The organism is Streptococcus sanguinis SK49, from assembly GCF_000212815.1.
Lineage (GTDB): Bacteria > Bacillota > Bacilli > Lactobacillales > Streptococcaceae > Streptococcus > Streptococcus sanguinis_C.
In genome coordinates this window covers 99,373-119,710 of sequence record NZ_GL890986.1, presented here as the reverse complement: position 1 = coordinate 119,710, position 20,338 = coordinate 99,373, and the positions used below count along the sequence as shown (strand labels likewise).

The 20,338-nt window shown below is 43.6% G+C and carries 24 protein-coding genes; 20 read left to right on the top strand and 4 right to left on the bottom strand.

Annotation, left to right across the window (positions count from 1 at the left end; genetic code table 11):
• Positions 1-16: 16 nt before the first annotated feature.
• From HMPREF9380_RS02755 to HMPREF9380_RS02790, 8 genes are all read left to right on the top strand, one after another.
• On the top strand, positions 17-796 hold the full coding sequence (locus tag HMPREF9380_RS02755) for an ABC transporter ATP-binding protein (protein WP_004192999.1): 780 nt from the start codon (positions 17-19) through the stop codon (positions 794-796).
• Entirely contained in the window at positions 777-2,777 is a 2,001-nt protein-coding gene (locus tag HMPREF9380_RS02760) for an ABC transporter permease (protein WP_004192997.1), read from the top strand. Before HMPREF9380_RS02755 ends, HMPREF9380_RS02760 begins: the two co-directional genes overlap by 20 nt.
• A gap of 150 nt (positions 2,778-2,927) precedes the next feature.
• On the top strand, positions 2,928-3,794 hold the full coding sequence (locus tag HMPREF9380_RS02765; protein WP_004192995.1) for an ABC transporter ATP-binding protein: 867 nt from the start codon (positions 2,928-2,930) through the stop codon (positions 3,792-3,794).
• A gap of 1 nt (position 3,795) precedes the next feature.
• Positions 3,796-4,641, top strand: coding sequence for an ABC transporter permease (locus tag HMPREF9380_RS02770; protein ID WP_004192992.1), 846 nt, complete (start codon positions 3,796-3,798; stop codon positions 4,639-4,641).
• A gap of 22 nt (positions 4,642-4,663) precedes the next feature.
• The gene (locus HMPREF9380_RS02775) at positions 4,664-5,119 is read left to right on the top strand and encodes a LytTR family DNA-binding domain-containing protein (RefSeq protein WP_002905056.1); all 456 of its coding nucleotides are present in this window, start codon (positions 4,664-4,666) and stop codon (positions 5,117-5,119) included.
• 10 nt (positions 5,120-5,129) lie between these two features.
• Entirely contained in the window at positions 5,130-5,546 is a 417-nt protein-coding gene (locus HMPREF9380_RS02780) for a DUF3021 domain-containing protein (RefSeq protein WP_004192991.1), read from the top strand.
• A 163-nt stretch (positions 5,547-5,709) separates the two neighbouring features.
• Positions 5,710-6,420, top strand: a complete 711-nt coding sequence (locus HMPREF9380_RS02785; protein ID WP_004192989.1) for a hypothetical protein — start codon at positions 5,710-5,712, stop codon at positions 6,418-6,420.
• A 77-nt stretch (positions 6,421-6,497) separates the two neighbouring features.
• On the top strand, positions 6,498-6,983 hold the full coding sequence (locus tag HMPREF9380_RS02790) for an immunity protein YezG family protein (RefSeq protein ID WP_004192987.1): 486 nt from the start codon (positions 6,498-6,500) through the stop codon (positions 6,981-6,983).
• 104 nt (positions 6,984-7,087) lie between these two features.
• Here HMPREF9380_RS02790 and HMPREF9380_RS02795 read toward each other — a convergent pair whose 3' ends face one another.
• Positions 7,088-8,041, bottom strand: coding sequence for a hypothetical protein (locus HMPREF9380_RS02795; RefSeq protein WP_004192984.1), 954 nt, complete (start codon positions 8,039-8,041; stop codon positions 7,088-7,090).
• Positions 8,042-8,146: 105 nt separating this feature from the next.
• Here HMPREF9380_RS02795 and HMPREF9380_RS02800 point away from each other — a divergent pair, with 105 nt between their 5' ends.
• The 9 genes from HMPREF9380_RS02800 to HMPREF9380_RS02840 all read left to right on the top strand — a co-directional run bounded on the left by HMPREF9380_RS02800 (position 8,147) and on the right by HMPREF9380_RS02840 (position 15,338).
• Entirely contained in the window at positions 8,147-8,758 is a 612-nt protein-coding gene (locus HMPREF9380_RS02800) for a TetR/AcrR family transcriptional regulator (protein ID WP_004192982.1), read from the top strand.
• 198 nt (positions 8,759-8,956) lie between these two features.
• Positions 8,957-9,304 carry a hypothetical protein gene (locus tag HMPREF9380_RS02805; RefSeq protein ID WP_004192979.1) on the top strand — a complete coding sequence of 116 codons (348 nt, stop codon included), beginning with the start codon at positions 8,957-8,959 and terminating at the stop codon, positions 9,302-9,304.
• Positions 9,305-9,661 (top strand): class Ib ribonucleoside-diphosphate reductase assembly flavoprotein NrdI, encoded by a 357-nt coding sequence (locus tag HMPREF9380_RS02810; RefSeq protein ID WP_004192977.1) that lies wholly within the window; start codon positions 9,305-9,307, stop codon positions 9,659-9,661.
• Positions 9,662-10,221: 560 nt separating this feature from the next.
• Positions 10,222-11,601 (top strand): bifunctional UDP-N-acetylglucosamine diphosphorylase/glucosamine-1-phosphate N-acetyltransferase GlmU, encoded by a 1,380-nt coding sequence (gene glmU, locus HMPREF9380_RS02815; RefSeq protein WP_004192975.1) that lies wholly within the window; start codon positions 10,222-10,224, stop codon positions 11,599-11,601.
• Positions 11,602-11,609: 8 nt separating this feature from the next.
• The gene (locus HMPREF9380_RS02820; protein ID WP_004192973.1) at positions 11,610-12,155 is read left to right on the top strand and encodes an NUDIX hydrolase; all 546 of its coding nucleotides are present in this window, start codon (positions 11,610-11,612) and stop codon (positions 12,153-12,155) included.
• Between the two features lie 16 nt (positions 12,156-12,171).
• Positions 12,172-12,594: a cell wall synthase accessory phosphoprotein MacP gene (gene macP / locus HMPREF9380_RS02825; RefSeq protein ID WP_002899866.1), complete on the top strand. Its 423-nt coding sequence runs from the start codon at positions 12,172-12,174 to the stop codon at positions 12,592-12,594.
• Positions 12,595-12,670: 76 nt separating this feature from the next.
• Positions 12,671-13,363, top strand: coding sequence for a 5'-methylthioadenosine/adenosylhomocysteine nucleosidase (locus HMPREF9380_RS02830; protein ID WP_004192971.1), 693 nt, complete (start codon positions 12,671-12,673; stop codon positions 13,361-13,363).
• Between the two features lie 13 nt (positions 13,364-13,376).
• Entirely contained in the window at positions 13,377-13,685 is a 309-nt protein-coding gene (locus tag HMPREF9380_RS02835; RefSeq protein WP_004192969.1) for a DUF898 family protein, read from the top strand.
• Between the two features lie 111 nt (positions 13,686-13,796).
• Positions 13,797-15,338: an ABC-F family ATP-binding cassette domain-containing protein gene (locus HMPREF9380_RS02840; protein ID WP_004192964.1), complete on the top strand. Its 1,542-nt coding sequence runs from the start codon at positions 13,797-13,799 to the stop codon at positions 15,336-15,338.
• A gap of 53 nt (positions 15,339-15,391) precedes the next feature.
• On the opposite strand, the gene HMPREF9380_RS02845 is transcribed toward HMPREF9380_RS02840, so the two are convergent.
• From HMPREF9380_RS02845 to HMPREF9380_RS02855, 3 genes are read right to left on the bottom strand one after another with little or no spacing between them, the layout of a single operon-like run.
• A complete protein-coding gene (locus tag HMPREF9380_RS02845; RefSeq protein ID WP_004192963.1) occupies positions 15,392-15,628 on the bottom strand; it encodes a zinc-ribbon domain-containing protein in 237 nt (78 codons plus the stop codon).
• A gap of 35 nt (positions 15,629-15,663) precedes the next feature.
• Positions 15,664-16,482 (bottom strand): peptidylprolyl isomerase, encoded by an 819-nt coding sequence (locus HMPREF9380_RS02850; RefSeq protein WP_004192960.1) that lies wholly within the window; start codon positions 16,480-16,482, stop codon positions 15,664-15,666.
• A gap of 54 nt (positions 16,483-16,536) precedes the next feature.
• The gene (locus HMPREF9380_RS02855; protein ID WP_004192958.1) at positions 16,537-16,956 is read right to left on the bottom strand and encodes an NUDIX hydrolase; all 420 of its coding nucleotides are present in this window, start codon (positions 16,954-16,956) and stop codon (positions 16,537-16,539) included.
• Positions 16,957-17,176: 220 nt separating this feature from the next.
• On the opposite strand from HMPREF9380_RS02855, the gene HMPREF9380_RS02860 reads away from it, so the two are divergent.
• The 3 genes from HMPREF9380_RS02860 (at position 17,177) to gloA2 (ending at position 20,306) form a co-directional block, all read left to right on the top strand.
• A complete protein-coding gene (locus tag HMPREF9380_RS02860; RefSeq protein WP_004192957.1) occupies positions 17,177-17,374 on the top strand; it encodes a PspC domain-containing protein in 198 nt (65 codons plus the stop codon).
• 128 nt (positions 17,375-17,502) lie between these two features.
• On the top strand, positions 17,503-19,809 hold the full coding sequence (locus HMPREF9380_RS02865; protein ID WP_032907823.1) for a DNA translocase FtsK: 2,307 nt from the start codon (positions 17,503-17,505) through the stop codon (positions 19,807-19,809).
• Between the two features lie 110 nt (positions 19,810-19,919).
• Positions 19,920-20,306 carry an SMU1112c/YaeR family gloxylase I-like metalloprotein gene (gloA2, locus tag HMPREF9380_RS02870; protein ID WP_004192954.1) on the top strand — a complete coding sequence of 129 codons (387 nt, stop codon included), beginning with the start codon at positions 19,920-19,922 and terminating at the stop codon, positions 20,304-20,306.
• The last annotated feature ends 32 nt before the right edge of the window (positions 20,307-20,338 follow it).

Here is a 20,338-nt window from a genome sequence, read left to right as displayed (position 1 = left end):
ATAGAAAGGAAGCAAGATGACATTATTAGACGTACAACACGTGAAAAAGATTTATAAAACTCGATTTCAGGGCAGCCAAGTGGAGGCCTTGAAAGACATTCACTTTACAGTAGAAAAAGGTGAATATGTCGCCATCATGGGGGAGTCAGGCTCTGGTAAATCCACCCTGCTCAACATCTTAGCTATGTTGGACAAGCCAACAGAGGGCCGCGTCTTTCTAAACGGAACTGACACGGCAACCATCAAAAACAGCCAGGCTTCCAGCTTCCGCCGGGAGAAATTAGGCTTTGTCTTTCAGGACTTCAATCTGTTGGACATCCTGTCGGTCAAGGATAATATTCTCCTGCCTCTGGTCCTCTCTCGCCGTCCCATTACCGAGATGATGCAAAAGCTGGTCACGACTTGCAACGAGCTGGGGATTAATAAACTCCAAGAGAAGTTTCCTTATGAGATTTCCGGTGGTCAGAAGCAACGGGTTGCAGTGGCTCGGGCCATCATCACAGACCCTGAGATTCTGCTGGCGGACGAACCGACGGGAGCCTTGGATTCTAAATCTTCGGCAGCCCTGCTGGATGTCTTTGACGACATCAATGCCCGTGGTCAAACTATTCTCATGGTGACCCACTCAACGGCGGCGGCTAGCCGCGCCAAGCGGGTGCTCTTTATCAAGGATGGGATTCTTTATAATCAAATCTTCCGCGGTGACAAGACCGAGCGGCAGATGTTCCAAGAGATTTCTGACACTCTGACAGTTATGGCAAGTGAGGTGGGCAATTATGTTCAAACTAACGAGTAAACTGGCTTTGTCTAATCTGGTTAAAAATCGCAGTTTGTATTATCCATTTGCTTTGGCGACGGTACTGGCAACAGCGATTTTGTATAGTTTTGTCTCACTAGCTTATAGCCCCAATATGGAGACCTCTTATGGCGGTTCGGCAGCTCGCATGACCTTGCAGTTTGGTATCCATGTCATTCAGATTGCCGTCCTTATCCTCATTACCTATGCTAATAGTTTCGTCATGAAAAACCGCTCCCGAGAGTTGGGAGTCTATAGTCTGTTGGGCATGGAGAAAAAGCATCTGCTAGTCATGACCTTCTTTGAACTCTGTGTCTTTTATCTGGTTACAGTCGGTCTGGGTATCTTGTCTGGCCTAGCTTTAGATAAGATGCTCTACGCAGTTCTTTTGAAATTGATGGGAATGCCGGCAGTTCTTGCCTCGACCTTCCAATGGCGGAACGTCTGGATGACTCTAGCTAGTCTGGGTGTCGCTTTTGCGGTGATTTTGTTGCTCAACTCTACGCGTCTTCTACGCTATAGCTCTCTTAATCTAATGAAAGAAAAGAAAGCAGGCGAGAAGAAGGGACGCTTCCTTTTTCTGCAAACCTTGCTGGGGCTCCTGCTCATGGGTGTGGCTTATTATATGGCTTTGACCGTTACCAAACCTGTCGCTGCTATCGGCAATTTCTTTATAGCTGTGGTTATGGTTATCATCGCAACCTATCTGCTTTTTAATGCAGGTTCTATTACACTATTGAAATTTCTCAAAAAGCGCAAAGGCTACTATTACAAAACGCAAAATTTCATTTCTGTTTCCAATCTCATCTCGCGGATGCGTAAAAATGCAGCAGGATTGGCAACTATCTCCATTCTATCTACCATGCTCTTAGTGACTCTGGTTGGTACAATCAATATCTATGTTGGAGGTCAGGATTATATTACTACCTTGCATCCAAAGGATTACAATGTCAGCGTCGTCTTGCCGAAATCGACCGATCAGAAGGAGGCTCTGTTGGACAAGGTCCAGCAAGTCGCTCAGGACACAGGTCTGAAGAAGCCAAGCTATACTACCTATCTCTACCAATCAGCCTTCATTACGAAACTGGCTGGTAATGATGTGACAGTTCCAATGCAAAGAGAGCTGGAGTCGGATACAAGTATCTTGACCAAGTCTGCAGGCACGATTACGATCATCAATCGCCAGGATTATGAAAAAATGACAGGGGAAAAGATAGACTTAGCAGACGATGAAACCCTAGTTTACGGGAAAAATATTTCCTTAAATAAGGACAAGCCTCTCCGAGTGAATGGTAAGGACTGGAAGATTAAGCAGCTTTTATCGTCGAATTTCACGCATGGGGAAATCCCTAATCCAAACGATGTAACCATGGAACAGGGGCTCTATATGGTGGTCAATGATAGCAAAGATGTTAATCTCGATGTGGAACATTACTACTACATTGGAGTTGCTTCAGAGACTAAGGGCAGTAAAAAGTTTGTCGAGCAAGTCCAACTGGGGTTGAGGGACACTTTGGATCAGGAACAAGCTCAAGATAGTAGCTTCGCAATGGCTAGTGACCGTTATAGTGCAGAAAAGAGCTATCAAGAACTTACTGGAACCTTGCTCTTCATCGGTGTCTTCCTCTCCGTTATCTTCCTTCTAGGAGCTGTTCTCGTGATTTACTACAAGCAAATCTCTGAAGGATATGAAGATCGCGATGGCTTTATCATCTTGCAAAAGGTTGGTTTAGATGAAAAGCAGACTAGAAGTACCATTCGCAAGCAGATTTTGACTGTTTTCTTCCTACCTCTCATCTTTGCTTTTCTACATGTAGCAGCGGTCTTTCACATGTTGCGCTTGATTGTTGCTCTATTGGGTGTGACCAATCTTCCTCTTTTGATTCAGACAACACTTGCAACTTGCGGAGTCTTCCTCTTGACCTATATTCTGGTCTTTCTGCTGACTTCACGCAGCTACCGCAAGATTGTCGCCCGCTAAGAGCAAATCCCTGACCTCTGGTCGGGGATTTTTTGATGTCTGGATTTTCACCTCTCATCTCCCTCATTTTACCGCTTGTCCAAAAAGACGAGATTTTTCAAAAAAGACTTGCTATCATAGTCTCAGAAGTAAAGAAAAGGAGAAAAGATCATGTTAGTAGAAACGAAAAATCTTAGCAAGGTTTATGGCGATAAGGTGGCAGTTAATGATCTGAATATTCAGATTGAGAGAGGCAGTTTTACAGCTATTCTAGGCCCTAATGGCGCAGGCAAGTCTACGACTATCCAGATGCTGATAGGGCTCTTGAGGCCGACGTCAGGGCAGATTTGCTATGCTGAAAAGCTTAGGCTGGGTGTGGTTTTCCAAAACAGTGTGTTGGACGCCCGGTTGACAGTTTTGGAAAATCTGACTATCAGAGCCAAGCAGTATAAGGAGATGCCGGCAGGTCGAATCGAGCGCTTGGTCTCTCAGCTGGGCTTGTCAGCTTTTGCCAAGCAGCCTTATGGGACACTTTCTGGCGGCCAAAAGCGTCGGGTGGACATTGCGCGAGCCCTGCTCAATAGTCCCGACCTGCTCTTTCTGGATGAGCCTACGACAGGCCTGGACATTCAGACTCGGGAGAGTATCTGGAGCCTGCTCAAGCAGATTCAGAAAGAAGAGCAGATGACCATTGTCTTGACAACCCACTATCTCAATGAAGCTGATGATGCAGATAAGATCTATATCGTAGATCATGGTCAGGTCATTGCCCAAGGCTCTGCAGACCAGATTAAGGGAAACTATGCCCGCAATGTCTTACGGATTTTAAGTCAAGATGTAGCAGGTTTAGAGAAAAGCTTGCCAAGAGGCTGCGCTTGGGAGCAAGTCAAGGAAGGGGAATTTATCCTCCACCCTAAAACGACTCAAGAAGCTCTGACCTTATTGGCTCAGGCTGGTCCCTATATTGAACAATTTGAATTCCAACCCGGAACTATGGACGATGCCTTTATGGCACTGACAGGAAGAGAGGTACGCTAATATGCTCGCTTTGATAAAACGTAATTTTTTACTTTATTTTCGCAACCGCAGTGGGGTAATTTTGTCCCTCTTCGGAGCCATTATTCCCTTTGTGCTTTATATCGTTTTTTTGAAAAATAATTACAAAGACCATTCCAGCCAGCTGATGGACTTGTGGCTGATTGGCGGCGTGTTGGCAGTTACAGGATTAACGACCACATTGGCAGCTTTCTCCCGGCAGGTCGAAGACCGTGAGCGGAAGGTGACAGACGACCTCTTTATCACAGACTTGGGACCATGGGGCTTGCAGCTTAGTTATCTTGTCAGTTCTGTTATTATCGGCTTTTTGATGCAGGTCATTATGTTTGCCTTTATGCTCAGCTATTTTACGCTAGCGGATAATATTTCCTTTGAGTGGGGAATCCTTCCTTACCTGGTTCTTCTGATGCTCTTAAACAGCCTCTTGGCCACACTGATAAATGCTCTGATTGTTCAATGCTTCAAATCAGTGGATAGTCTGGGGAAATTGGCAACAGTAGTCGGAGCAACTTCTGGTTTTCTAGTGGGTACCTATATCCCCATTGGAACCTTGCCGAATATGGCGCAAAACCTGATGAAGCTTACGCCTTCTAACTACATGGCATCTCTTTTCAGACAGGTTCTCATGAAAGAAAGTCTAACAGATACTTTTACTAATAGCAGCCAGTCACAAGCAGCTTTTGAAAAAACAATGGGAATTCGCATTGAATGGCAGGAGCTCTTGACAAGGACAGAAACTTTCTATATAGTTGGAGTAGTTTTAGTTGCAATAGCGCTTATTTGGATGGTGCAAAATATGATTGTCATCCGCCGGCTGAAACTACAATAGAATGTGAATAGGGAGCTTCCTCTTGCAAGCAAAATTTGAAACAGATCCAACCATTTCATCCAAGGATCCGCTGGTTGTGGTCAAGGCAGACCAGCTAGGGGCAGAAGCCAAGGCCATCTTAGATTATTTAGAGCAGTACAAGGCAGGACCAAGTGGCGTCTTGCCTATCAAGTCGGATGATAAGCTGGTCATGTTGAGGACTGAAGATATTATCCTAGCAGACATCAACCAGACAACTCTGATGATTTACAGTAGAGAAGGTATTTACCAGACGACAGAGACCTTGACTCGCTTTCAGCAGCGGATTAGCAGCTCGAACTTTATCCAAGTTTCCCGTCATGCTGTCATCAATATTGACCATTTGGAGTCATTGTCTGACAGCTTTTCTGGCAATATGACGGCCAAGCTGACCAATCAAATCAAAACCGAAGTCAGCCGTCGCTATGTCAAACTCTTAATGGAATATCTGGGAATCTAGGAGGTAAGTGATGAGTATAAAAAAATGTCTACACGCTATATTGATGGGCATCCAGACAGGGAGTGCAGTCTATCTGATTGTCCTTGCTTTCTCTATTCAAAAACATCCGCCCACAACAAGTAATATCATCAGTGTCATGGTGATGAGCGGCTTGATCGGACTCATCAGTTCAATGTTAAAAACTCTTGAAGACCGATTCTCTTTTTCAGTCTCAGTTTTGCTGCATTTTGCTGCGGTCGCAGTCTTGGTATGCTGCTTCATGGTCTACAATAACTGGGGATTTTTAATTGCCAACTGGCGTTTCTGGCTGGATTTTATTCTGATTTATCTATTTGTATGGCTCTTTCTTTACTTGGATACAAATCTTAAGACCAAGAAGATTAACAGCGCCTTGGCTAAGCGCAGAAAGGAAAAAGAACTAAGATAGTTCAAGACTAATGAAACTTTCTAGCAAGAATATAATGAAAAATAGTTTGTATGTATAAAAACCACCTCCTGAGGTGGTTTTTTATCTGAAGAAGCTCGGAGATTTGCTTTGTGGTATACTAGAGATACAAATAAGTTGATTTTAAAAAAATTCGGAGGTGAAGATGGATAAAATGGTAAATGAAAAGATTGCATTTTTAAACAAATATACGCTATCGTCTGAAAAGAAAGTGGAGTTTGTAACCGATGAATCAACTATTTTGAATGCTCCTATTCCAGAATATTGGAAAGTTGCTTTTCTAACTGATAATTTGGAAGATAGAAAATCAGCTATTTTAGGAGAATGGAGAAAATACCTTGCAAGAGAACTAAGCAATACCATTCTTTACCTGAAAACTTATTTGACAAATATTGAGTTGATGAAAATTGGGGATGAATACTCTATTTTGTATACCATTCTTAGTTACAAGACTCAAAAGATAGCTTTCTACGAAGGGAAAAACCCACTATCTGAATCAAATTTTGGTAAAAAATTTGATTGTACAGTTGAAAATATTGATAAAACAATTGTAGACTTTTACACAAAGGTTCATAATGGTTTTTATTACTATCCGAGTAAAACAATGGGCTTGGATAGCGCTGAAAATATCGATTCTATGGCTGATTTTGAATGGGAATATGAAGACCAGCTGGAGATGGATTTGACCTCTTGCTATAACTTTTTCAGTAACGGGATGGGGACCTATATCGTTCTGGATTTGACGCAGAATATAGAAACTGGAGCTTATCTTTGGTCCACAAAAGAGCTTCCTAAAGGAAACTTAAATTTTTGGGATATCATTGATGAATGGATTATCATTGGACTGGATTTTTAAAAAGAAACTTATGTCAATACGGTTAAAGATGGGCAAGATTTACCAGCTGCAATTTAGTGAGCTAGAAAGAGGATAATATGGAAAAACAGATTAATGAGAAAGTGATGGAAATCGCACTGAGTGTCCATAAGACTATACCTGTAGCTTGGGAAAATCTTTTTATTAATATTACCTTGACTTTTGATGGTGGCGAAGTCTACTATTTTTTTAATGAAGAAGGAAAAAGTGACTATGTCTATAATCTCTATATTCCCAAACAATATGGGGTTCCTAACTCAGAATTCAGAGAAAATGAAAGACGCACCTTCAAATTAGCTTGGGAATTGAGGGAAATCTTTAAAAATGAAGAGCAAGCTTTATGGACAACATGTGTTATAAAGATTATTGGTACAAAATTGACTGCTACATTTGACTACGCACCCTGGTTCGAGAGTGGGTTTACCTCAGGCCAACAAATGAACTTTTTTGAATACAAACACCTCGGCAAGCAACCGGCTAACGAAAAAGAACTAGAACAGTTCAAGGCCATGGAAGCCTTCCAAAGAAAGTACAATAGTAAATAAAAGATTATCTCTTGTACTATATCAATAAAACAAAAAAGACAAACTTAGAACTAGTTTGTCTGAAATTTAAAGCTATGACTAACCTAGCTTTATTTTATAGTCATTTACACTCCCAATCTGATATGAGGGAAGTGGTTGTAGAGATAGTCAAAGGTTGACTGGAGTTTGGTATCTGTTGTTTTACCAATGTTCTTAATAGGCATTTGGTATTTCTTTTGATTGTTTCGAACAGCAACTAAGGTTGAGTTTCTGTTTGAAGCAACGAAGCCGCGATGCATGGTGAGAATGTGGTGGTAGAGATGGACAACCTGTTTGAGATCAATCGCCTTGAAACCTCGATAGTAGGTAATGAGATGGTCTTTATAAACAGCAATTTTCAGCACATCATCGTGGAAAGACGCTTGCTCCAGCAGGATATTGAGATTGTCCTTGGTCTCTGGATAGGCTGCATAGATTTCTTCGTAGGCAGCAATATTTTTCTTGCGGCCTATAATTCCTATAACGACAAAGAAAACACTGAGTCCAATCAAAAACAGAATGTAGAACATGAATGCAAGATTGTCAGATTCAAATTCAGTGATAGAAATATAGGAGCTGCTTGACATTACTGTGATGACTTCGGGATTGTCTGCTAGGAGACCGCGAACGAGGCTGCCATAATTAGAGATATATCCCTGATTTTTCTTAGGGGAGTTAGCATTGACATAGGAGCCAACGATTCGGACAGGATTTTTTTCCAGCTCGCCCTTTTTCTCTTTTTCCAAGAGCTGGGCAATCTGCTTGTCCCCTTTTTTAGCCTGCAGACCAACATATCCATCTTGGTAGGCAACCAGCCAAACTTGGGTATTATCATCTACTTCAATCAGAGCCTCTGGAAAAATATATGATACTTCAGCATAGACTGCTGAATCTGCTCCAGGCTCGCTATTTCGGTCATAGGCAGTCTTGGTGTTGACTTTTTGGTATTGGATAAAGCCCATCACTGCAGCAACAACTAGAAAAATAAGAGAAATTACCAGTAGGGCGATGGTACCCTGGTTTCGTCTTTCCTTGAGCATAGCTCAACCTCCAAAATATAATCTAAAAAATAATTTGATTAGCAAACTATCTTTTTTGTATAGTATAACATAAATGCTTGACAAGTGGCAAGATTGTGTTAAAATATGAATGAATATAAAATGAAATTCATTCACAAAAGAGGCAGGGAAATGGATAAAAAAAATGAGCTCCTGGCTGTGGCTAGAGAAATCTTTGCAGAAAAAGGCTATAAGGCAGCTGGAATTTCTGATATTGCTAAGAGAAGCCAGATGGCTGTTGGATCCTTTTATAAGTATTATGAGTCTAAGGAAGCTATCTTCTTGGAGGTTTATGTAGCTGAAAATAGCCGTATACGTGAGGAAACCATGCGGCGCGTAGACTGGCAGGGCGAGCCCGAGGCAATCGTTGAACAGCTTTTTGCAGTCACTTTTGAGTTGATTTCGCCCAATAAAATTCTAGCTGAGTGGAACAAGCCGGGCATTTCTCAGATTCTGCATGATTACTATAATCAGGATTCCGGCCGAGCGTCCAATGCCTTTCATCAGTTTCTGATTCAGACCTTCAGCCAGCGCTTGCAGGAAGAGGGCTTTTCGAAAGGGAAAATAGCTGAGATCATGAAGGTTTATGACTTGATTTACTACATAGACATGCATGTCACAGAGCAGGAATTTTCAGGCTACTTCGATAGTCTTGAGACTTTAGTGAAATATTTTGTTAAGGGGATTTTTTCCAAATAGAGGAAATTCCTTTTCTTAGAAGTAGTCATGAATGAATTCATATAACTATTCATTCACTCATGAACAAAGGAGGTGATGGGTTATGTCCTGTGATTCGGAAATGGAGAGGAACGTAATTAGATAAAGTACATTATTTTTTATCATGATATGAATGAATACTCGTTAAAGTTCATTCAACAATAGAAAGTGAGGAAAAGAATGAATAAGCAAGGAGGATTTGCCATGAGCGGATTGGCTATTTTGGGTATCTGTCTGGTGCTGATTGGTCTTTTGACCATTGGCTACGGCGGTGTGACAGTTGGTTTTAGTTTAAGTGTGGATTTTCAGTCATTTTTAGTCGGAGGTCTCATCGTTCTCCTAATCGGAGCAGCTTTGATTTCGGGCTTGCCAGCAGTTGCTAAGCTGGCGGCGCTGGCTTTGACAACTTTGTCATTGTTGATTTACATTCACATAATGCCAGATTTGGAGTTCATGCTTATGCTCATCTCAGATGTTGTAGTTTTAGGCTTTGCGGCTTGGTTTGCTATCCTTTTTTTAAGAAAGTAGGTGATGAAGATGATTGTAGTTTATGATTCAAATACTGGTATTGGTAAACGATTTGCAGAATCACTGGGCTATCCTACCCAGAACATCAAGGAAAAACTGGAAGAACCCTGTATCCTCATTACTCGAAATGCTGGTGCTGGGAAAATTCCTTGGTCTACCAAACGCTTTATCAAGAAACATCCTGGGCTGATTAAAGGTTTTGTTAACAATGGCGACTCTGTTAAAAACGGTCGGACCTTCTGCGGAGCTACTGCCCTGATTATCGAAAAATATGGGCTCCAGCATATCTGCGATATTGACCAAGGCGGAACTCCAGAAGATGTCAAGACTGTGCAGGCATTTTTGGCGAAGTACTAGTCTCATCAAGCTTCGCATAAATGGAGGACTCGTATGTCTAGGTTCAAGAACATTGGGAACTTGTTTCTGGCTCTGATTTCTGTCTTTATCCTAACGGCCTGCGGGCATGCATAGAAAGATTGACTTTTCTATTAACAAAGGTAAGAGAAAAGTCAATCTTCTTTCTCTTTTTTCTTATAGTCTCCATTAATCATTCTTATCGTTTTTTCAAGTCTACCTAGTATATTACAATTTGTATTGTCTTTTTATTATTATCAAATTGAGAAAAGAATTTGAAAATGAACCAGTTCAATTGGCTTGCCAATACGCTGCACTTTTAAGGAAATCTCACTTATGAGAAAGGAAGATTGAATGAATGGAAAAGTGAGAGTATGGTTTCAGTTCAACATGCTTTATCTAGGTGTATTCTTATCATTCCTAGTCGGAAACCTTAAGTAAAAGCTTTCCTGTCAAAAAATAATTATTTCTATGTCTACTGCAATATTTCTTGATTTTAAATTTTTAAAAATTACCTTTTAGTGATATAATAAAGGTGATATCCTACAGAAAAGAGATAATTGATGACAAATTACGCGATTATTTTGGCTGCGGGTAAGGGTACTCGCATGAAGTCAGATTTACCAAAAGTGCTGCATAAGGTTGCAGGTATTTCCATGCTGGAACATGTATTCCGCAGTGTCAATGCCATTAATCCGGGAAAGACCGTTACAGTTGTTGGCCACAAGGCAGAGCTAGTCGAGCAAGTCTTGGCAGGTCAGACAGACTTTGTCCGTCAGACCGAGCAGCTGGGAACAGGGCATGCCGTTATGATGGCAGAGCCTATTTTGGAAAATCTGACTGGTCAGACGCTGGTCATTGCTGGCGACACTCCCCTGATTACAGGAGAAAGCCTGAAAAATCTGATTGACTTTCATATCAACCACAAGAATGTTGCGACTATCCTGACGGCAGAAGCAGATAATCCTTTCGGCTACGGCCGTATCGTACGCAATCAGCATGACGAAGTCTTGAAAATTGTTGAGCAGAAGGATGCTTCTGACTTTGAGCAGCAAATCAAGGAAATCAATACGGGGACTTACGTCTTTGACAATGCTCGCCTCTTTGAAGCCCTCAAAAATATCAATACCAATAATGCTCAAGGCGAATACTATATCACAGATGTGATTGGTATTTTCCGCGAAAATGGTGAAAAAGTCGGCGCTTATACGCTCAAAGACTTTGATGAAAGTCTGGGGGTTAATGACCGCGTGGCTCTAGCTACAGCTGAGAGTGTTATGCGCCGCCGGATTAACCAGCAGCATATGGTCAACGGTGTCAGCTTTGTCAATCCAGACGCGATCTACATTGATGTGGATGTAGAAATTGCGCCTGAAGTTCAGGTTGAAGCAAATGTGACCCTGAAAGGTCAGACCAAGATTGGGGCAGAGACTATCCTGACTAATGGTACCTACATCGTAGACTCTGTTATTGGAGAGCGGACCGTTATCACCAACTCCATGATTGAAGAATCAAGTGTTGCAGATGGAGTGACGGTAGGGCCTTACGCTCATATCCGTCCAGGTTCTAGTCTGGCTAAGGATGTCCATGTCGGCAACTTTGTAGAAGTTAAAGGATCGTCAATCGGAGAAAATACCAAGGCTGGTCATTTGACCTACATTGGAAACTCTGAAGTTGGCGCTAATGTCAATTTTGGTGCAGGTACGATTACAGTCAATTATGATGGTCAGAAGAAGTACAAGACTGTCATTGGCGACAATGTCTTTGTTGGTTCCAACTCGACCATTATTGCCCCAGTTGAGCTGGGTGATAACTCACTGGTCGGTGCGGGTTCTACCATCACGAAGGACGTGCCAGCAGATGCCATTGCTCTGGGACGTGGCCGTCAGATTAACAAGGAAGATTATGCTAAGCGTCTTCCTCATCACCCTCAAAATAAGTAGGTTTAGTCATGGAATTTGAAGAAAAAACCGTCCAACGGACGGAAATTTATCAGGGACCGATTTTTAAAGTGGTTCAGGATCAGGTAGAGTTGCCAGAGGGCAAGGGTCACGCCCAACGGGATTTGATTTTTCATAATGGGGCGGTGGCTGTAATTGCTATCACCCCAGAAAATAAGATGATTTTAGTCAGGCAGTACCGCAAGGCAATTGAAGCGACTTCTTACGAGATTCCAGCTGGTAAGCTTGAGTTAGGAGAGAATGCAGATCCCCAAGCGGCTGCCCTCCGAGAATTAGAAGAAGAGACCGGCTACACTGGACAGCTGGAGTTGGTCTATGATTTCTACTCTGCTATCGGTTTTTGCAATGAAAAAATCAAGCTCTACAGCGCCAGCCATTTGACAAAGGTCGAAAACCCTCGTCCCCAAGACGAGGATGAAACATTGGAACTTTTTGAAGTCAGTCTGGAGGAGGCACACCAGTTGCTGCAAAACGGTGATATCTGCGATGCCAAGACCATCATGGCCCTTCAGTACTGGGAACAAAAATCTGAATAAATAGGAACGTAGATCAATGGGAAAAGCTTTATTAACAGATGAAATCATTGAGCGGGCTAACCGCGGTGAGGATATTTCGGGGCCACCTCTCATGGATGACGAGGAAACCAAGATTCTTTCAACTGGCAGAAGCTCCTTTAGCTCGCAGCAGTCTAGTCGACAGGATACTCAGTTTGGTTATCAAAGCCCTCAAAACCGCTTTGGTTATGAAGAAGCTCGGTCTCAGCAGTATCAGAGTCAATTTGGCCATCAGACTGCTCAAAACCAAGAGGAGTTTACGGATGAGACTCTGCACATTGAGGTAGATCCGACCGTGACTAAGAGCCGTCGAATTGAAAATCAGAAGCGGAGCCTCTTTCAAGCCAAACTCAATAAGATTCTCCTTTGGGTGGTTATCCTGCTGATTGGTTTGATTGCTGCTATTATTTGGTGGCCTTAAAAACCTGCTCTATTGCACTTAAAAGGAAGCCTAGTCTGTCTAAGCTTCTTTTTCATCAGATGATTTGAGGTATTATATGAAAATTGGAATTATCGCTGCCATGCCCGAAGAGTTGAAGATACTGCTGGAGCATTTAGAAAACCCGCAGAAGCACCTACGTTTGGGCCATGTCTATCATACGGGCTCCATCGGCTATCATGAAGTGGTGTTGGTCGAAAGCGGGATTGGCAAGGTTATGTCCGCTATGAGTGTGGCTGTTCTGGTCAATGATTTCAAGGTTACAGCTGTGATTAATACAGGCTCAGCTGGAGCAGTGGCAGAAGGCCTGGCTATCGGTGATGTGGTGGTCGCAGATCGTCTGGTCTACCATGATGTGGACGTAACGGCCTTTGGCTATGACTACGGTCAGATGGCACGGCAGCCGCTCTATTTTGAAGCAAGCCGCTATCTGGTTGCTGAGATGAAGAAAATTTTGGAAAAAACCCATCAAAATGCAAGAGTAGGTTTGATTGCGACAGGTGACAGCTTTGTTGCTGGTCAAGACAAGATTGACCGCATCAAGGAGCATTTCCCAGATGTCTTGGCTGTCGAGATGGAGGGCGCAGCCATTGCTCAAGCCACTCATTCGATTGGCCTGCCTTTTATGGTTATTCGAGCCATGAGCGACACGGCAAGTCATGATGCTAATGTCACTTTTGATGAATTCATTCTTGAAGCTGGTAAACGCTCGGCAGAAACCCTGATTCAATTTCTGAAAGAGTTGGTTTAAAGGGGGAGATAGTATGTACAAAGAGTCTTATTTTGATGGTGGTCTCTTTTCTTACATCGGTCATGTGATTTTAGCTACCTTGATTACAGTATTTACGCTAGGAATTTGTGCACCTTGGGGTATGTGTATTCTGTATAATTGGAAGGTGAAACATACAGTTATTGACGGGCACCGCCTTTATTTTGATGGTACTGCCATGCAGCTTTTTGGAAATTGGATCAAGTGGTGGTTCTTAACCATTATTACTCTTGGTATTTATGGCTTTTGGCTTGATATCAAACTGACTCAATGGATTACCAAGCATACGCATCATGCGAATTGAGACTAAGCAAGCGAGACTTAAGTGGCTCGCTTTTCCTTTTCTTCTGTCTTGCCAAAAAATCCCATTTGATGGTATAATCAAGGAACTGCAATCAATGATAGAGGAGAAAAAATGAGTATCTTAGAAGTGAAAAATCTCAGCCACGGTTTTGGAGACCGGGCTATTTTTGAGGATGTATCCTTCCGCCTGCTCAAGGGTGAGCATATCGGCCTGGTCGGTGCCAATGGTGAGGGGAAGTCAACCTTTATGAGCATTGTGACGGGGAAAATGCTGCCGGACGAAGGTAAAGTTGAGTGGTCCAAGTATGTGACAGCTGGCTATCTGGATCAGCATGCTGTGCTGGAGCAAGGTCAGTCTGTTCGCGATGTCTTGCGCACGGCCTTTGACGAGCTTTTCAAGACAGAAAGCCGAATCAACGACATCTATATGAGCATGGCTGAGGATGGAGCGGATGTGGATGCCCTGATGGAAGAAGTGGGCGAGCTGCAGGACCGCTTGGAGAGCCGAGATTTCTATACTTTAGATGCCAAGATTGACGAGGTCGCACGGGCACTAGGTGTGATGGACTACGGTATGGAGAGCGATGTGACGGAGCTATCTGGTGGGCAGCGGACTAAGGTTCTCTTAGCTAAGCTGCTCCTTGAAAAACCGGATATCCTGCTCTTAGACGAGCCAACCAACTATCTGGATGCTGAGCACATTGACTGGCTTAAGCGTTACCTTCAGAACTATGAAAATGCCTTTGTTCTGATCTCGCATGATATTCCTTTCTTGAACGACGTGATCAATATCGTCTACCATGTGGAAAATCAGCAACTGACTCGTTATTCTGGTGATTATTATCAGTTCCTAGAGGTCTATGAGATGAAAAAATCTCAACTGGAAGCGGCCTACGAGCGCCAGCAGAAGGAAATTGCGGACCTCAAGGACTTTGTGGCTCGCAACAAAGCCCGCGTGGCGACCCGTAATATGGCTATGTCACGTCAGAAAAAGCTGGATAAGATGGACATTATTGAGCTGCAAAGTGAGAAGCCTAAGCCTTCATTTGACTTCAAGCCTGCCCGAACACCTGGCCGCTTTATCTTCCAAGCCAAGGATTTGCAGATTGGTTACGACCGACCGCTAACCCAGCCCCTTAACCTGACCTTTGAGCGCAATCAGAAGGTGGCGATTATCGGGGCAAATGGGATTGGGAAAACGACCCTGCTCAAGAGTCTGCTGGGGATTATCCCGCCTATTGCAGGTCAGGTCGAGCGTGGGGACTATCTGGAGCTGGGTTATTTCGAGCAGGAAGTCGAGGGCGGCAATCGTCAGACACCGCTGGAAGCAGTCTGGAACGCCTTTCCGGCTCTTAACCAAGCAGAAGTCCGAGCAGCTCTGGCCAGATGTGGCCTGACTTCCAAGCACATCGAGAGCCAGATCCAGGTTCTTTCAGGTGGAGAGCAGGCCAAGGTCCGACTTTGCCTCCTCATGAACCGAGAAAATAATGTTCTGGTGCTGGACGAGCCGACCAACCACTTGGATGTAGATTCCAAGGAGGAGCTTAAGCGAGCTCTGAAAGAATACAAGGGCAGCATTCTCATGGTCTGCCACGAGCCTGATTTCTATGAAGGCTGGATGGACCAGATTTGGGATTTCAACCAGTTGACTTGATAAAATTTAAAAAAGAAAAGAGACGGTTCATTGAGAATCGTCTCTTTCTGTTGCTAATAATTCAAAAACTGTTCGATTTCCTGCTTTTCAATCTGCTTGCCGTGCTGGCAGACTGGGCAGGTGAGGTAATGTTTTCTACCGTAAGGAAAGGTAGGAATCCAATAAAGTGTAAACTTTCGGCCGGTTTCAATAATGTCCCAAGGTGCGACATTGTGGCAGTTAGCACACTCGATATTGCTTTGGGTCTGTCCTAAGTTTTTCTGATAACCTTTATATCCCCAGATAATCATATTGATTTCCCTCCTTTATTAGTTGGGCAGTCAGCTTATTTGCTGAAGTCATAGTCCTTGATAATCTCGATTTTTTCAATCTTGATATCTTTTTTAGGCTTGTCATTATCGTCTGTTTCTGCGGCAGCGATTTTGTCCACCACATCCATACCTTCCAGCACTTGGCCAAAGACGGTATAAGCTCCGCCATCTAAATTAGGATTTCCACCGTTTTTATAGGCTTCGATGATTTTGGCTGGGAAAGAATCCGTAGACATTTGGCTAGTCAAATCTTTCTTGCTTTGATTGATGAAGAACTGACTGCCATTGGTACCAGGGCCTGCATTAGCCATGGATAGGGCACCACGAATATTATAGAGATATGGAGAATACTCATTTTTAAAGCCGTTTCCAGAGTCTTTAGACTTGTCTTTGCCCTTCCAGATAGACTCGCCTCCAGTGCCGTTGCCTTTAGGATCTCCGGTCTGAATCATAAATTCATTGATAACACGGTGGAATAAAACGCCATCATAGTAGCCTTCTTTGGCATGGGTCAGGAAATTTTCAACGGCCAATGGGGCTTGTTTTGGAAAGAGCTTGATGCGGATATCGCCTTCAGTCGTTACCAACTTGACCTCCGCTTCATCTTCAGCAACTTCTGTAGATAGCTGCGGAAAATTGGCATTTTCGTTGGTCATGGCATCCTTGAATTGCTCACGGAGTTTGCTGGTTTCCTCTGGGTCAGAGCTAGAGCTCACTAGTGAGGAACTGCTGGATGAGTTGGAGGAGCTAGTAGTCTCCTCTTTGTTATCTTTACCAGAGCAGCCAGCCAAGACAAGTCCTGATAAGAGGCTGATAAGAAGAATTTTTTTCATATAAAACCTTTCTCACATTAGATTGTAAACTACTGATATTTTACTACAATTAAGCTAGTTTTTCAAACCCTCCTGTGTCAGACAATCCAGGAGCAGATTTTTAAGTCCTGCTGGCCGTAAGTTCAGGCCGCAAATTGCTTCTATGTCTAGCCATTCAGGTTGATAGATATTCTGGGCATGACTGCGAAGGGCTTCCTCGCCCTGAATCATTGGGGCTGATGTATGGCTGATAGTGGCACGAAAATAGATTTCTAAGCGTTGGCCATTTCTGAAAGTAAAGGCTGGCTGCAGTTGCTTTTCAGACAAGCTCCAACCCAGCTCTTCCTGAATTTCTCTCTGAGCTGCTTGGACTGTAGTCTCACCTGACTCGGCTCCGCCGCCCGGTATCACAAAATACTCTTCTCCATTTTTCCAGCGGTGGATGAGCAGTATTTGCTTAGATTGGGGATTGTAAAGAATGACTCCGGCTCGCATTATCTTCCTCCTGATATGTTTTTACTGTAAGCTAATTAAAATGTCCCTCTATTCTAACACAAGAACAAGAGTTTTGCTTTGACTCGCAAAAGGAATGATCTAGCGAACATCTTCCACTTGAAAAAGTAAGATTTAGATACCAAAGGAGACAAAAAAAACTTGTGCGTCGTGAAATATTATGGTAAAATAAACAGAGTAAAAATAATAAGGAGTATTTTCCATGGAGAAAAGACTGACAAGAGATGTCAACAACAAGAAAATCGCTGGTGTATGTGCTGGTATTGCAAACTACTTTAATTTAGATCCAACCTTGGTTCGTGTTATTTGGATTCTTTTTGTATGTGTAGGAGGCGCTGGAGTCTTGGCTTACTTGATTGCTTGGGCAGTTATACCGGAAGATTCAAATTCAGAGGCTTAATAAGATTATGTGATAGTGAAATGAGAACTGGTTAGTCCAGTTCTTTTTGCGTGGATAAATAATTTTTTTGCTTCTAATCTAGATAAAAGATTTCTCATCTAAGGCTCAAATATGGTATAATAATGGTCATGGCAACTAAGAAAAACACGAAAAAAGGCCGGACAACTCGTCGGCCGACAAAAGCAGAATTAGAAAGACAAAAAGCAATAAAGAGAATGATTGCCACCTTTGTGTTGGCTCTTATTCTTTTGTTTGCAGCTATAAAGCTGGGCGCCTTTGGGGTCACTATTTATAACATGATTCGTCTCTTGGTGGGAAGCTTGGCCTATCTGGCTATTCTGGCCAGCTTTGGCTATCTCTTTTTTTTCAAGTGGCTGCACAAGCACGAAGGGACGGTTTCAGGATTTATCAGCCTCTTTTTGGGACTGGAGTTAATTTTCCAAGCTTATTTTGTCAGCGTGTTGAAGCTCGAGGGAGCGGCCATCTTATCGACAACTCTAGGCAGGGTTTTGACTGATCTGACAGCCTTTAAGGTCAGCTCCTTCGCGGGAGGCGGCCTGCTGGGCTCTCTCTTATACGCACCTATCTCTTTCCTTTTTTCAAATATCGGTTCTTATTTCTTCGGCCTGCTCCTCATTCTTTTGGGCGGTCTCCTTATGAGCCCGTGGTCTATCTATGATATTTCAGAAAAGGCTATGGCTGCTTTTCAAAATTGGAGAGAGAAGCAGGAAGAAAAGCGACAGCTTCGTTTCTTGGAGCAGGAAGAGAAAGCTGCACAGGCAGCTATGCAAGCTATTGAAGTAGAGCAAGAAGAAGTTGAAGTCGATCCTGAAACAGGAGAGATTTTAGATGACGAAGACTTGTTAGATACAGCTGTGGACTTTGACGAGGCAGACTATGAGGAAGTGGGAGAGTATGATCCTCATGAGCCTCTGGACTTTGGTCGCGAAGAAGAGACGGAGGAGACAGACGCCGACGTTGACGTAGAAGTGGACTTTACCGCCAAGGAAAGTCTGGACTACAAGTTGCCGACCATTAACCTCTTTGCGCCCGACAAGCCTAAGAATCAGTCCAAAGAAAAGCGCATTGTTCGAGATAATATCAAAATTTTGGAAGAGACCTTTGCTAGTTTTGGGATAAAGGCTGCTGTTGAGAGGGCTGAAATCGGACCTTCCGTCACTAAGTACGAGGTCAAGCCAGCTGTTGGTGTTCGGGTCAATCGGATTTCCAATCTGGCTGATGACTTGGCTCTTGCCCTAGCTGCCAAGGATGTACGGATTGAGGCACCGATTCCTGGGAAATCTCTTGTCGGAATTGAAGTGCCCAATTCTGAAGTTGCGACCGTGACTTTCCGAGAACTCTGGGAACAGTCGAAAACGGATGCCAACAAGCTCCTAGAAATCCCACTTGGGAAGGCTGTCAACGGCTCTGTCCGCTCCTTTGACTTGGCTAAGATGCCCCATCTCTTGGTAGCGGGCTCTACTGGCTCTGGTAAATCTGTGGCTGTCAACGGTATTATCGCCAGCATTCTCATGAAAGCCAGACCGGATGAAGTCAAGTTTATGATGGTGGATCCTAAGATGGTGGAGCTGTCCGTTTATAATGACATTCCTCACTTGCTTATTCCAGTCGTAACCAATCCTCGCAAGGCTAGCCGTGCGCTTCAGAAGGTTGTAGATGAGATGGAAAATCGCTATGAACTCTTCTCTAAGGTCGGTGCTCGTAATATTGCTGGCTACAATGCTAAAGTAGCCGAGTACAATGCTCAGTCAGAATACAAGCAGGTGCCCCTGCCTTTAATTGTCGTCATCGTGGATGAGCTGGCTGACCTCATGATGGTGGCCAGCAAGGAAGTGGAAGACGCCATTATCCGGTTGGGACAAAAAGCGCGTGCAGCTGGGATTCACATGATTCTGGCTACCCAGCGTCCATCAGTAGATGTTATCTCCGGTCTGATTAAGGCCAATGTACCCTCTCGGATTGCCTTTGCTGTATCCAGTGGGACAGACAGTCGGACCATTCTGGATGAAAATGGAGCAGAAAAGCTCTTGGGTCGTGGGGATATGCTCTTTAAGCCCATTGATGAAAACCATCCGGTTCGACTGCAGGGCTCCTTTATCTCAGATGAAGATGTTGAGCGAATCGTAGCCTTTGTCAAGAACCAAGCTGAAGCGGATTATGACGATAGCTTTGATCCTGGTGAAGTATCTGAAAGTGATATGGAGTCTGGCGGTGGCGACGATGAAGGTGATCCGCTCTTTGAAGAAGCCAAGGCCTTGGTTATCGAGACTCAGAAAGCCAGCGCTTCTATGATTCAGCGGCGACTCTCGGTCGGCTTTAATCGAGCCACTCGTCTTATGGAAGAACTTGAAGCGGCAGGCGTTATCGGACCAGCCGAAGGCACCAAGCCTCGAAAGGTTTTGCAGACAAATTAATTCTAATTTCACTAGTCTGCTAGCAAGATAATCATTTGATAAAAACAAATCTGCCAGCAGTCAGCCGGCAGATTTTCTCTACTTAACATTGCCAAGGAAAGGAAAAAAGTATGAAACTAGACACCATTCACCATATAGCCATCATTGGTCATGATTATGCCAAGACCAGGGAGTTTTATGTGGACAAGCTGGGCTTTGATATGCTAGACGAGCACCATCGGCCGGACAAGCAGGATATTCTCTTTAATGTCCGCAAGGGAAATCTGACTCTGGAAATTTTTATCAAGGAAGAAGCTCCCAAGCGTCCAGCCCTGCCTGCTCCAGAGCATACAGGTCTACGGCATCTGGCCTTCCGAGTGACAAATGTCGAAGAAACGCTAGAGGAATTTGACTGTTTGGAGATTCCTCATACCGAGCTGCGCTATGACGACTTTGACGGTCGTAAGATGGCTTTCTTCTTTGATCCGGATGGCCTGCCTCTGGAGATTCACGAATAAGACTAGGAGCATCGTAAGATTCTTCTTTCACG

Coding starts and splice junctions, on each gene's coding strand:
- HMPREF9380_RS02770 (WP_004192992.1), top strand. CDS start 3,796: ATGCTCGCTTTGATAAAACGTAATTTTTTACTTTATTTTCGCAACCGC.
- HMPREF9380_RS02840 (WP_004192964.1), top strand. CDS start 13,797: ATGAGTATCTTAGAAGTGAAAAATCTCAGCCACGGTTTTGGAGACCGG.
- macP (WP_002899866.1), top strand. CDS start 12,172: ATGGGAAAAGCTTTATTAACAGATGAAATCATTGAGCGGGCTAACCGC.
- HMPREF9380_RS02760 (WP_004192997.1), top strand. CDS start 777: ATGTTCAAACTAACGAGTAAACTGGCTTTGTCTAATCTGGTTAAAAAT.
- HMPREF9380_RS02845 (WP_004192963.1), bottom strand. CDS start 15,628: ATGATTATCTGGGGATATAAAGGTTATCAGAAAAACTTAGGACAGACC.
- glmU (WP_004192975.1), top strand. CDS start 10,222: ATGACAAATTACGCGATTATTTTGGCTGCGGGTAAGGGTACTCGCATG.
- HMPREF9380_RS02795 (WP_004192984.1), bottom strand. CDS start 8,041: ATGCTCAAGGAAAGACGAAACCAGGGTACCATCGCCCTACTGGTAATT.
- HMPREF9380_RS02860 (WP_004192957.1), top strand. CDS start 17,177: ATGGAGAAAAGACTGACAAGAGATGTCAACAACAAGAAAATCGCTGGT.
- HMPREF9380_RS02835 (WP_004192969.1), top strand. CDS start 13,377: ATGTACAAAGAGTCTTATTTTGATGGTGGTCTCTTTTCTTACATCGGT.
- HMPREF9380_RS02820 (WP_004192973.1), top strand. CDS start 11,610: ATGGAATTTGAAGAAAAAACCGTCCAACGGACGGAAATTTATCAGGGA.
- gloA2 (WP_004192954.1), top strand. CDS start 19,920: ATGAAACTAGACACCATTCACCATATAGCCATCATTGGTCATGATTAT.
- HMPREF9380_RS02780 (WP_004192991.1), top strand. CDS start 5,130: ATGAGTATAAAAAAATGTCTACACGCTATATTGATGGGCATCCAGACA.
- HMPREF9380_RS02865 (WP_032907823.1), top strand. CDS start 17,503: ATGGCAACTAAGAAAAACACGAAAAAAGGCCGGACAACTCGTCGGCCG.
- HMPREF9380_RS02805 (WP_004192979.1), top strand. CDS start 8,957: ATGAATAAGCAAGGAGGATTTGCCATGAGCGGATTGGCTATTTTGGGT.
- HMPREF9380_RS02785 (WP_004192989.1), top strand. CDS start 5,710: ATGGATAAAATGGTAAATGAAAAGATTGCATTTTTAAACAAATATACG.
- HMPREF9380_RS02800 (WP_004192982.1), top strand. CDS start 8,147: ATGAATGAATATAAAATGAAATTCATTCACAAAAGAGGCAGGGAAATG.
- HMPREF9380_RS02755 (WP_004192999.1), top strand. CDS start 17: ATGACATTATTAGACGTACAACACGTGAAAAAGATTTATAAAACTCGA.
- HMPREF9380_RS02855 (WP_004192958.1), bottom strand. CDS start 16,956: ATGCGAGCCGGAGTCATTCTTTACAATCCCCAATCTAAGCAAATACTG.
- HMPREF9380_RS02850 (WP_004192960.1), bottom strand. CDS start 16,482: ATGAAAAAAATTCTTCTTATCAGCCTCTTATCAGGACTTGTCTTGGCT.
- HMPREF9380_RS02765 (WP_004192995.1), top strand. CDS start 2,928: ATGTTAGTAGAAACGAAAAATCTTAGCAAGGTTTATGGCGATAAGGTG.
- HMPREF9380_RS02790 (WP_004192987.1), top strand. CDS start 6,498: ATGGAAAAACAGATTAATGAGAAAGTGATGGAAATCGCACTGAGTGTC.
- HMPREF9380_RS02830 (WP_004192971.1), top strand. CDS start 12,671: ATGAAAATTGGAATTATCGCTGCCATGCCCGAAGAGTTGAAGATACTG.